Source organism: Paenibacillus sp. FSL R7-0189 (genome assembly GCF_037969925.1).
Classification (GTDB): Bacteria; Bacillota; Bacilli; order Paenibacillales; family Paenibacillaceae; genus Paenibacillus_AQ; species Paenibacillus_AQ odorifer.
Window position 1 is genome coordinate 2,179,152 of sequence record NZ_CP150223.1, and the last position, 12,603, is coordinate 2,191,754.

At 44.6% G+C, this 12,603-nt stretch carries 7 protein-coding genes; 1 reads left to right on the forward strand and 6 read right to left on the reverse strand.

Features of this window, described 5'->3' with window-relative positions; all coding sequences use genetic code 11:
- Positions 1–30: 30 nt before the first annotated feature.
- Positions 31–4,371: a bifunctional 2',3'-cyclic-nucleotide 2'-phosphodiesterase/3'-nucleotidase gene (locus MKY63_RS09310; protein WP_076101105.1), complete on the reverse strand. Its 4,341-nt coding sequence runs from the start codon at positions 4,369–4,371 to the stop codon at positions 31–33.
- Between the two features lie 686 nt (positions 4,372–5,057).
- On the opposite strand from MKY63_RS09310, the gene MKY63_RS09315 reads away from it, so the two are divergent.
- Positions 5,058–5,495: a hypothetical protein gene (locus MKY63_RS09315; protein WP_076316573.1), complete on the forward strand. Its 438-nt coding sequence runs from the start codon at positions 5,058–5,060 to the stop codon at positions 5,493–5,495.
- Positions 5,496–5,531: 36 nt separating this feature from the next.
- Here MKY63_RS09315 and MKY63_RS09320 read toward each other — a convergent pair whose 3' ends face one another.
- The 5 genes from MKY63_RS09320 to ltrA form a co-directional block, all read right to left on the reverse strand.
- On the reverse strand, positions 5,532–6,446 hold the full coding sequence (locus MKY63_RS09320; RefSeq protein ID WP_036687200.1) for a polysaccharide deacetylase family protein: 915 nt from the start codon (positions 6,444–6,446) through the stop codon (positions 5,532–5,534).
- A complete protein-coding gene (locus tag MKY63_RS09325) occupies positions 6,418–7,740 on the reverse strand; it encodes an MFS transporter (protein WP_076141434.1) in 1,323 nt (440 codons plus the stop codon). Before MKY63_RS09325 ends, MKY63_RS09320 begins: the two co-directional genes overlap by 29 nt.
- A 153-nt stretch (positions 7,741–7,893) precedes the next feature.
- Positions 7,894–8,427: a DUF1854 domain-containing protein gene (locus MKY63_RS09330; RefSeq protein ID WP_339812596.1), complete on the reverse strand. Its 534-nt coding sequence runs from the start codon at positions 8,425–8,427 to the stop codon at positions 7,894–7,896.
- Positions 8,420–10,615 carry an ABC transporter ATP-binding protein gene (locus tag MKY63_RS09335; RefSeq protein WP_076105214.1) on the reverse strand — a complete coding sequence of 732 codons (2,196 nt, stop codon included), beginning with the start codon at positions 10,613–10,615 and terminating at the stop codon, positions 8,420–8,422. Before MKY63_RS09335 ends, MKY63_RS09330 begins: the two co-directional genes overlap by 8 nt.
- Before the next feature lie 166 nt (positions 10,616–10,781).
- The gene (gene ltrA / locus MKY63_RS09340; RefSeq protein ID WP_036681916.1) at positions 10,782–12,044 is read right to left on the reverse strand and encodes a group II intron reverse transcriptase/maturase; all 1,263 of its coding nucleotides are present in this window, start codon (positions 12,042–12,044) and stop codon (positions 10,782–10,784) included.
- Positions 12,045–12,603 lie beyond the last annotated feature (559 nt).

Genomic DNA, 12,603 nt, shown 5'->3' on the forward strand with positions numbered 1-12,603 from the left:
ATCGATACACTTTTAGTTAGAACAATAGAATTATGATGCTTGTCCAAGCATGCGATAGATGATAACCGCTGCTTGAGCGCGATTAGCTATACCCTTAGGTGCAAATTTCCCACCATCAACACCGTTGACGATTCCCAATTGAGTTAGCTGTGCGATAGCCTCTTGTGCATAAGGAGCAATACTGGATTTGTCTGCAAACTTACCCAATGCTGCATTTTTATCAATCGGCTGTAGTTTGTCTTTCAGTGCGTTAGCAACCATAATGGCCATTTCTTCACGAGTCACTTCACGACCCGGTTCAAATTTGCCATTTCCAGAGCCTTGTACAAGTCCAGCCTTCACCGCAAGGGCGATAGAATCCGTGTACCAAACTCCTTGTTTAACATCGTTGAACGAACTGGTTGTTGCTGAACCCGTAAGATTCAGTGCGCGTACCAGCATCGTAACGAACTCTGCTCTAGTCACTGTTTTGGTTGGCGCAAAAGTATTTGCATCCAGACCTTTCAGAATGCCCTTAGCAGCCAATGCTTCAATAGCTTCTTGCGCCCAAGCTACCTTACCCAGATCCTTGAAGTTTGCTGCTGGCGCAGTAGTTGGTGCAGGTGTTACCGTTGGTGCTGTTGATGGTGCAGGTGTTGCTGTTGGTTTCGCGGTTGGAGTAGGCGTTGGAGTTACACCGGTAGAACCGCCTCCACTGCCATTGCCCGATCCCGAATCAGCCTTTAATTTATTAATAATACGTCCTTCAATGGCCGCTTTAATCTCTTTGCCATTAAACGTTTTTACAATGTAGTCGTAGAATACGTCCAAATCAATAGGTCCAGCCAATGAATCACTAGCTTGAGTCAGAACCTTGTAGTTATCTCCACCCGCAGCCATAAAGTTATTTACTACTGCTGTATATTTCTGCGTAGGATTAATTGGTGTTCCATCAGTTAGTGTGAGGCTCGCAATACGATCAGCTACTGGCAGATACATATTCGCTGTATATTTCAGTCCGGAAATTTGCAGCGTTTTGATATCTGGTGTTCCATCAGCTTTTACATTCCATTGCTGTTGCAGCAATGTTTTGATTTGCGCTCCGGTTAGTGTCAGCTTCACAAGCGTGTTGCCGAATGGCTGAATTTTAGCCAGATCGCCGAAGGTTACAGGACCTTTTGGAAGGTCCGCACGGATACCGCCTGGATTCATAAAGGCGAAATCGGCAGCTTTTGCACCATCGCCGAAGTCAGCATTACGCATAGAGTCAGCAATCAGATTCCCAAGTGCAGCCTCATTATTGTAAGCATCGGTACGAGTGATAGTTCCGTCCGTTGTACCTACTGGTTGGGTAAGCTCAGGATGCTTCTCAAGGTAAGCATTAACCAGTGCCACACTTTCCGGATCTGGTGTTACACCCTCATGGAAGGTGGAAGTTACCACAGCAGACTTATCCTTCACATCACCTGTTTTAGGATCAATGATCAACTTGATATCCTCAAATGCTGTACCGTAAGAATAAGCTTGTACAATCAGCTTGCCGTTTACTGTTCCATTTGCAAGTGCATGGTTATCACCAGCAACGATAACATCAACAGGGGATTCCGCAGGAAGCGCATTGGCCAGATCAGCCGCTTCACCTGTAGTCACACCATCTTTGGTCGTTGCAGGATCATGTGCAAGCACGATAATCGTCTCAACACCTTTAGATTGAAGCTCCTTAGCGTATTTCTCCACAGCCGCCACTTCCTCCTCAGGCGTGAGGAAATGCACGCCGGCCGTACCGGAAGGCGCTACCTTGCTTGGTGTGGATTTTGTTACAAGACCAATAAAGCCAATTTTCACACCGCCCACTTCTTTGATTACATAAGGATTAATAATTGGCTCGCCAGTTTTGGCATCCACTGCATTCGCATTAACATAATCAAAATCAGATCCAGCATGGTTAACTTTATTATCCTTAGGGTCGATACCACCATAAAGCTGTGTCATCAGTGCATCAACACCTTGGTCAAATTCGTGATTACCAAGAGAACCCACATCAAATTTCATCATGTTCATCCAAGCATGAGTCGGCTCATCGCGCTCAAGGGATGATACTGGAGCGGATGCTCCAACGGAGTCACCATTATGGAAGAGTAATGAGTTCTCATACTTTGCACGAGTTGCTTTCAAATAAGTCGCGAGATAGGCTGCTGTGCCTACAGACTTATTGTTCACTGTAGAAACAGTGTCGAGTTGACCGTGGAAGTCATTAATTCCAAGAAGGTGAACCTCCACATCTTCCGTCGGTGCAGGTGTCTTCACACTTAGATCTAGCTTGAAAATTCCAAAGCCCTTATTATCTTGCTGTCCAGTATCGGAAATGTTCGCTGGGAGTACATTTGCCGCTTTAGGTGTTGTTGTAAATGTAACATCAACATTGCCTTTGATAGGTGCCAAGGACCAGTTACCATCAGCAGTTGGATCAATCGTACCAGCTTCACTGATGTAGTCCATCAGAACCTGACGATTCTCATCTTGAGAGTCTACAACCAGCTCTGCACCTTTAACACCCGGGAAGTTCCCGCCACCACTTGCGCGGTAATTGTTAGTAACAACAATGAAATCCTGATCTAGATCTAAAGGTTGATCATTGTAAGTGACATCCGTTACACGACTCGAAGAAGCATCATTAATCGTACCATCCGGATTGTACTTCGCGTTTTTCGTCACATCAATTTTATATTGAACCCCATCGATTACATCGAAGTTAAAAACCGAAAATTTCGTATTCAACAGAGACTGCGGAGTCGAGATCCCTGGTTTGATGCGGTTAAATGCGCCCGCACTCATTTCCAACCATTCTTTCACAACAGAACCCTTAACTTTGATTGCTTTAAGGGTATTATCATATAAATACAGGTCACTTGCGCTACGAATAGTCAAGTCACCCTTATCAATACTGGTGTACTCATCAGGTCCGTTGCGTCCTGCTTTAAAAGGAGCACCAACACTAAGAATGGCAAGGTCCTTATATTGAGGAACATTGATATCAATATAATTCTGAACGTACCACTTTTGTGCATACGTAACAAGTTGAACCGTAGGATCATCCTGAACCATTGCGAAATAGCTGTTCATCGGAGCTGTTGTAACACCCAGCTTTTGTCCAGTATAAGCAATAGTAGCCTCATGTGCTGCTGCAACAGTTGCATCTACAGCCGCATCAGGCTCAACCAGTGGTATATTCACTTTATTCTCTGTCTTATAAATAGAACGAGCAGAAGCTTTTGAACTTTGCTTGTCTACCGTCCAGTCATTACCATCGTATACAATGTTCAGATCGATTAGACCCAAATAAGCTCCGCCGTAACCAGCTTGTACAGCAGGCGTACCGTTAATGTGACCATTCACATTATCGATCACAGCCTTTTCGTTTGCATACGGTTGTTTAGTAACAGGATCTTTGAACGACGCGTCCAACGTATCGTTATTCCCTGTTGGGAATACCTTATGCGTATGAGAGAACGTAATCGCATCAATATCAGGAACCTTACTCAAAGCGTTAATATCATTCTCAGAACCGTCTCCTGTAACGGCGTTAACATCAAACCCCGTATGGGCCATAGCAACAATAACATCTGCTCCCTTAGCTTTCATTTCAGGAACAAATTTTTCTGCCGTTTTAGCAATATCTTCAACGACAACTTTGCCTTCCAGATTAACCTTGTCCCACTCCATGATTTGAGGAGTAACTAGGCCGATTAGACCAACTTGAATCGTCTGCTCATCGCCGTTACTATCCGTAACTTTCTTAGGAAGAATAACATAAGGCTGATAAGCATTTGTAACGCCATCCATTTTATATATATTCGCATTCACATAATCAAAATTGGCTCCAGTAGTCATCTCATTACCAGTGCTACCGTTTATCGTACGATCTAAAAATTGTAATCCATAATTGAATTCATGATTACCAAAAGTCGCAGCATCATATCCCATAGCGTTCATGGCTGCAATCATCGGATGGATATCAGTAACATTAGTAGGATCCTTCAGATCCGATTCCTTCGCCACATAAGTACCTAGCGGAGTTCCTTGAATCAAGTCCCCATTGTCGAGTAGGAGGGTGTTGGGTTCTTCACTTTTGGCTTGTTTCACCAAGCTTGCTGTGCGGTCAAGACCGACAGTTACTGAAGCCGCATTCTTAAAATAGTCCCAGCCGTAGACATTGGTGTGCACGTCCGTCGTGCTCATCAGCCGGAGTTTGGCTGTGGCTGCGGATGCTGCTTCAGCTTTATCTGTACCCCAAGCTGCACCCAAACCAATACCTCCAAACACCTGCAAAGAAAGCACTGCAGTTGCTAATACAGAAGCAATCGGCTTATTCCATCGTGTCTTCCATCCCATAATAATATTAGTCCTCCCTATCATTTTCACATAATTTCTGTGATATTATATCACACAAACATAACCAATTATCATATAATTGTAAAAATAATATAAAACTATGTTAAATATAATAACATAAGAAGAAAGACCTAGACTTATGAATCCGTTTTTATAGGTCAAGAGTCAATAGATGCAAAAAGAACACATCTTCACCAGATGTGTCCTAAAAACAATCCTATATAAAGTCTAGAAAAGTCGAATCTATATCCGGCACTACTTTTTACCCATTCATAGCAGTAATCCCAAAACAGATTGCAGTTATTAGAGATAAGGGTGTCATCACAAGTTTTTCTTTCATGCTCCTCGACAATAAGTTCATTATAGTATTAAGAATTAAATAGACGGCAAAAAAATAACATACCCTTCTATCAAAAGGTAATCCAATAGAGATCACATTACCTGCCTGCAATAAGTACAGGATGGCAATTAGCTGTATCACTACTGAAACTCCACACGCGACTCTCATTTGTGGAGGCATAATTCTATGCCTTCCTCCCATTGCATATTCCCCATAAGGCAGTCCCAGAGACAGCAGTACATAAAGAATCACTGCTCCCAAATATTTTTTTATGATGAACCAGCACAAGCAACACAAAAATATCTGAGTAATATAGAAGTAAATAGACCAATGAGGTGATCCGCAAATGGCAAATACAACGAAGATTCGCAAACGTGCTGAACAGCTGAAAGGTAGACCCGTATGCATTACGCTACTTGATGGACGTACGTATGTAGGATGGATAACCGGCCTCGATAAGAATGGACTGACCCTTTCCAAACCGCGTAAAAATAAACACAAAAAATCAAAAAAACACTCTTCTTCCCGCTCTCGGAAAGCAAACGTATCAGGATTAATGCCCTTATTCGGCTCACTTTTCGGAATGGGTGGAGGCGCTCTAGGCTCCGCAGGAGCAGGGGCTGCCAGTTCCGGAGGCGGTGGATTTGGCGGATTCGGGGGGTTCGGAGGAATCGGCAACTTTATTGGAATGGTACAAAAAACTATGCCGGTTATGAAGATGGGCTACAATATGATTAAATCTATTTCCCCCTTCCTTAATGGGCTAAAAGGATTAATGGGATAATCAAAAGACACCCCTCAAGGTGTCTTTTATTTTTGCTCATGAGCTTATCAGTTTCTTTAACAATCTGCCTGCAGATCTTAACCGTGGACGCTTTAGTTGCTCCTGTACATAACGATAATTCGTCATTTCAACCTTAGCATCACAGAGGGCATAGGTAAAATCATCATCAAAGGGTAACTTATACTCCCAAACGCGCTTACTCCAGTGCGGAATATTTGCTTGCATCCATGGATCGTCTATCCCGGGATGAATATAGGTCTCACTAACGCCATCCGGCAACGAATACAGCTTAGCAATAATAGATCTTTTAAAACTTTCATACGTCTCGCCTTCCTCTACACCAAAAGGATGCGACAGCAAATAGTCGGGAATCGGCACCCCAAACGTATCCGCCAGCCCTGCTCCAAGGGCAACTGGTCGTTCAATATTTTTCAGCGATGCCAAAAGCGGATCCTCAGCATGGATGTATCTGAAGAATCGTGAGGGCAATCCCCAGCGCGAAATTTTCCACAGCGTCTGCGGAAGCAAGCTGCGTCCTGTTTCCATTCCGTATAAACTACCCATGTGGTTGTCTACATGGCTAATCACTATTCCCGACTGTTTTACTCGCTCGTACTGCGCATCTATCTCCTTTAGTACAGCTTTCGTCTGCGCCCCCAGTTCGAACTCTTTTACCGTCCTATATTGATGTCCGCTCTCGTCGTGAAGAGAAACCTCTCCCGTCAGGCTTCCCCAGCGCAAAGCCTCAAATTCACTAGTCATCGTCAAGTGCAGTCCCACATTTCGTTGTTGCCTGCGACTACACCATGCAGCTGCCTCCTCAAACCCAGGGGCCACCGCCATAATCGTTGCTGAGGATACTTTTTCCTCTTCCAGCAGATGTTTAATCGCCTGATTCATGGGGGGACTTTGCCCAAAATCATCACAGTTGATGATTAATTTTTTGTTCATAGTCAGCTTCACCTCTCAAAGAGTCCATAAATGTAAATTTCATTGTGAAGGATATGACAACAGCTATGGCCAACAGACATAATGGCACCACACTTATTAAATACCTAAATGTCGCTTCAGGATTGGACCCTGGGTCATCGCCGCCTTGATAGCCAAAAATCATACCTACAATGAAAAAAGCCAACGCTGAGATTAACCCGCTTGAACGAGTGATGAATCCGCTTACAGCCGTATAGATCCCTTCTCTTCTCAGACCTGTTTTTTCCGCATCCTCATCAATAATCTTGCCACCTACTATTGCTGGGGTCACTAGAAATCCGGCTAATCCGAAACCGACAACTACGCCAGCAGCCACGCCACTTAAGAGGTCATAACCAAACCATAACGGAATTACCGATAATGCATATAAAATCAGCGATAACCGCCACGCCTTGACCCCGTCCATCTTACGAATCATCCAGTACCACACGAATACTAATGGAATGACCGAAACAAAAACAGCTGCGAGTAAAATCGATACCTGAGCCTCTGAGATATGAAGTACATATTTTGCATAAAAAGGGATCATCGAGCTTACAAGTCCATTCACCGTTTGAGCAAAAGAGTTCGAAATATTAAACACCCAAAACTTTTTATTCCGAATGGTCTCCCGAAAGGCCGGAATCAACTTCAAGGGTTCCTGCTCGGTGGGCTCCTTCTTTTCTTGGACATTCATCATACATAAAAACATAAACACTCCAAAGAGACAGGCATACACTATAGCCATATTAGAGAAATTAATAGCTGCAAAAATAATTGGCGTTAAGGCAGTACCGATTAACAAAGCAACGACCTGATAGCCTTGCTGAATCGCGGAAGCTTTTGCCCGAATACGGTCTCCTCGGAAGAGCTCCGGGAGTAACGCTCCATAGTTCACCCACAACACAGTAGCGACTGCCTCATAGAAAATAAGTGTGACTAAAAACCAAGTGAACAATCCATTCTCAGATAATCCGCCGGGAGGGGAGAAAACCAGTACAAATGCCAGCATAAATAACGGAATTGAGCCAAATACCCATGGTCTGCGTCGACCTAAACGAGTCTCTGTGCGATCTGACCAATAACCAAATAACGGATTGTTTACCGCATCCCAGATCAGAAAGATTGTTCTGGCTAATGTAGCAAGTCCAATGCCCAATCCTAATTTTTCTACATAAAAGTAACTGTAAAATGAACTAAATGCCTGACTTGGAACCATCATCGCAAACATCCCTAAAGCAAAGGTGTACGGCGAATTGATCCATTTACGCTTCACTCACATACCTCCCATATGGAAAAGATCCGGTTGTAATATATTACCATACCAATGAGAGAACGCCATCAATTTTTTCCTTCGTAAAATCTATGGATAAAAAAAGAGGCTCCGCAGACCATCAACAAATGGCTGCGGAGCTTTTTCACAACTAGACTATAAAACATCCTTCAGCTTGCTCCGGCTCTGAACATCCAGGGCTAGATAATCTCGGATTTCGCATCTTTTTCCATTGATATCCGTAAGAATGATTCGTTTATGACTTGGATACTGCATATGCTCGTGCAGGTTCCGCATGACGATCCGGGTCTGGCCCAGATTCGTTTGCAGCTCCCAAATCCACATATCCGCTTTTTGCTTAATAGAATCAATGCGGGTTACAACCGGGAGAAAATACCGCAGCCGGAGCTCTGTGTCCACTTCCACGCGACTTTCTTCATCGAGCTGATCAATGTCACAAATGACTCCGATCTCCTCACTCTTGGAGTTACGAACTGAAATATACTCCGTGGTATATTGGAATGGAAATATACGAAAAAGAATTAATTCCTCATAGACTTGACCCTCCACTACTCCTTGAAACACGCCACCTTGACTGCGGCTAAAAGAGATTGCACCCGGTTCAAGAATGTTAATCTCATAGGGATCTTTAGGATTCAATTCCCCGTTAACAAGATTCGGATCATTCATGCATCTCAACCCCCTTAATCTGCGACATTTCCTTCTGTGCCTCAACTAGCTTGAAGTAAGCACCTTCTGCAGCAAGCAATTCCTCATGTGTACCCACTTCAATGATCTTCCCGCGTTCAAGCACTACAAGCCGGTTCGCATTTCTTAGCGTGGATAATCGATGGGCAATCGCGAATGTCGTTCTGCCTTTTACCAGTCGCGAGATCGCTTCTTGAATTTGCCGCTCGGTCACTGTATCTACAGAAGCTGTTGCTTCATCTAGGATTAGAATTCGTGGATCGTGAATTATTGCTCGGGCAATAGACACTCGCTGCTTCTCTCCACCGGACAATTTATGGCCACGTTCCCCAACTCTTGTATCATAGCCATCCGGCAATTGAACGATGAAATCATGGGCATTGGCGATTTTTGCAGCACGCATGATTTCTAATTCCGTAGCGTCCGGTTTAGAATAGGCAATATTCTCAGCAATCGTTCCGTCGAATAGAAACGTCTCCTGCAGCACTACACCGATCTGACTACGCAGATCTGACTGGCTGATATTTCGGATGTCCACACCATCGATGGTAATGGTTCCCTCATCTGTGTCATAGAAGCGACAGATCATATTAATGAACGTCGACTTACCGGCACCTGAATGTCCGACCAGACCAATCATCTCGCCCGCACCCACTTTTAAATCCACGTTCTTGAGCACAGGATGATGTTTTTCGTATCCATAAGTAACCCGCTTAAACTCAACCTCACCATTTACGCGGCCGATGGCTGCTGGATTTACTGTATCAGGCACATCTGACGGAGTATCCATAATCTCAAAGACCCGATCTGCTGCTGAAATCGCATGGCTGGCCCAGTTGATCATTTGGCTCACCCACTGCAAAGGTCCGAGAAGCATCCCAAGGTAGGTCACCAAAGCAATTAGCGTACCGATGGATAATTGACCCTCCAGCACCGTTTTTCCGCCATAAAACCAAATTAATAACGTACCAACACCAGCAACCAACGCAAAAGCAGGAAACATCCCCTGCCATAAGCCTTCGATCCGAATATTATGCCGCACCAACTCCTTATTGGCGACCGTATAACGTGACATCTCTGTTGTTTCCTGGCCGAATGCTTTGACTACACGAATCCCCTGCAAAGAATCGCCAACCAAAGCGTTTAATCTAAAAATAGATCTCCACTGCTGGTACCAACGTCTGCCAATCATCGGCCATAACACGGTCGACAGCACCACCATAAGCGGCATAGGCAGCATAGCAAGCAGCGTTAGCTTCCAATCCATACTGAACATAATAGTGAAAATAGCGATTACCCGCAGCGATTCACCCGAGACCCAGATTACACCGTCAGTCATAAATTGCCGCATCGCCTCTGAATCATTATTCACCCGTCCAATAAATTGCGAAGATTGTCTTCGGTCGAAAAAAGATAAAGATAATTTCATCAAGGAATGATACACATCATGACGAAGATCACCCATGATTTTGGAACCAATCCATACCCCTATAAGTCCACGTACAGTCTGCATTAAAGTTATTACTAAGGACGTGGCTGCTAGCCCGATCACAATCCATAGAAGCGTCGAGCCCATATCCTTTTCTGTCAACACATTATCAACGATCATCTTCGTCAAAAATGGTGGAACAAGCTCTACCAATGTAGTAAAAATCAACATAATCGCCGCAGCGATCATTTGGATCTTATAAGGCTTAGCGTAACTCAACATCCGAAATAGAACCTTGCCGTTACTCTTGCACACCGGACAAGCTTGTGAATCTTCCGGCAGCGGATTGCGGCATTTTGGACAATTTCTTGGAAACTCTTTTTCAGAAGCGGTTGGCCGTTCCTCGCCTTTAGCTACAGCGCCAATTAATTTAGCAGCAAAACCAAATATAGAGGTAAGTGATGCTGTATAACGTATAAGTATAATCGGCCCCTCTTGGGTATCCACAAGCAACGAACCGCCGCCTACCCCGCCTACTACCCGGGCATCGGTAATATTCGAGACTAGAAGCTTTGAGACCAGTTTCCCGTCCGTCCCCCAAACGGAAACCTCCTTCTCAGTCAATACAAGCCACTGCTCACCGAATTGCCCATCTTTCATTAAATCAGATACAGAGTGAAATAAAGGTTGTTCTGCAAGCTGTATTTCTATAGACTTGGGAAGTTTATCAATAGATGTCATACATTTCTCCCCTTTCTTTACCCACCTATTTACTCACATATATTTACAGTGGTAAAGATGAAAAAATGATTATAATTGTTTTGTATGGTTACTTGAATCGAGTAGGAGGGGGCGGCTAGCCCCCGACCTCTCACACCACCGTACGTACCGTTCGATATACGGCGGTTCATGAAATATTCCGTAAGGAGTTGTATCTGTCCAATACACTCTTTAATCCATTGGCTTCCCAATATTGGTTATTCAATGCATGTTGTAGAATTGGACTCCCTGCAATTCGCCAATACCCTTTTCGGGTATTTCCCCACTCATAGGCTTTATCCTTAGGTACCCCTAAGGATATAAGTCTTTTGACTTTGGTTCTAGGGGTCTTCCACTGCTTCCAGAGGCACATTCGTAGCCTTCTTCGTATCCATTTATCCATATCTCGAAAGGTACTTGGGGTATCCGCCAGCGAGAAATAACCGCACCATCCCATGAGGTAGTGGTTTAGTTCCTTGATTCGCTCTTCCATCTTCATCGATCTCTTTCGAGAGGATATCTCCTGTATTCGAACCTTGACTCTCTGTAAGGACTGCTTCGCAATTCTCACCTTTGGTTCTTTGTCCACACTAAAACTAAATCCTAGAAACTTTCGTTTCCAGGGACGGTCTACCGCGCTCTTTACTTGGTTCACCTTCAGCTTTAGCCTCGTCTCGATGAATCGGGTGACCGTTGTCTTGACTCTCTCTCCTGCTCTTAGCGTTTTCACGTAAATATTGCAATCATCCGCATAACGAACGAAGCGGTGCCCACGTTTCTCGAGTTCTTTGTCGAGCTCATCTAGGACAATGTTAGATAATAACGGACTCAGTGGACCGCCTTGCGGGGCACCTTCCGTTGTCGGGGTTACTAACCCGTTCTCCATCACACCTGACTGAAGATATTTGCGGATAAGCAGGAGAACTTTCTTGTCCTCCACTTTCTCCGAAATCTTCATCATCAGTCGGTCATGGTTGACGCGATCAAAGAATTTCTCCAAGTCTAGGTCGACTACGAATCGATAGCCTTCTTTCATAAAGGTTCGAGCTTTCCTCACCGCATCATGCCCTCGTCTTTTCGGACGGAATCCATAGCTATGGTCGGAAAACTCTGGATCAAACAATGGAGTTAACACCTGCGCGATTGCTTGTTGAATCATTCGATCTGTCACGGTAGGTATTCCTAGTAACCTAACACCTCCGCCACCGGGTTTCGGGATTTCGACTCGGCGCACGGGGCTCGGTTCATAGGTTCCTTCTTCTATGGCATGCCGCAAGGTCTGCCAGTTTTGTACGATGTGTTCTCGTAAGGATTTTACGGACATCCCATCTACGCCATGACTTCCTTTATTCGCTTCAACACGCTTTAAGGCTTGCAGAAGATTTTCCCGTGATAGCAGTTGCTCCAACATTTTTTTTTTAACCTCTCTTTACGTGATTTATACCTTCCATTTGTGCCAAAGATGAACTCCGCCCTGCTGAAGACCCCCACGGGATTCACCGTTTCCTTCTTCAGTCAGGTCCTTTCGGATTTTTTTTTTTCTGCATTCATCGCTCATCTTGAACGCCTGGATGTATAAATCCTATTCCATGTTCAGCCCTTCCGCAGCTGTTGCAACAGCTTGCGTACTATGGCGTCTGCTGACTTCTGTGCACTCAGCCTACTCTCACAAGTAGGGTTACGAAGTATACTCGCCTATCACACAGATCTCCCCAGGTAAGAACGCTATCTTCCTCTCCATCTATCTGCTTCATTTACTCTCGTACGCCTTTGGCAGTATGGACTTTGGTTTGTTGTGCAACCTCATCCAGCCTACGTTAGCCTTGTATGAAGTTCGTATTCCTCAGACCGGAGATTTGCCGCTGGCTTCCTTCAGATTCCACCTCGCGGTGGACACCCTTGCCTTAAGCTAATGGCTACTACTGCCTTCGCCATTCGGGACTTCAACCCTATAGATAGCGCCCATGCTG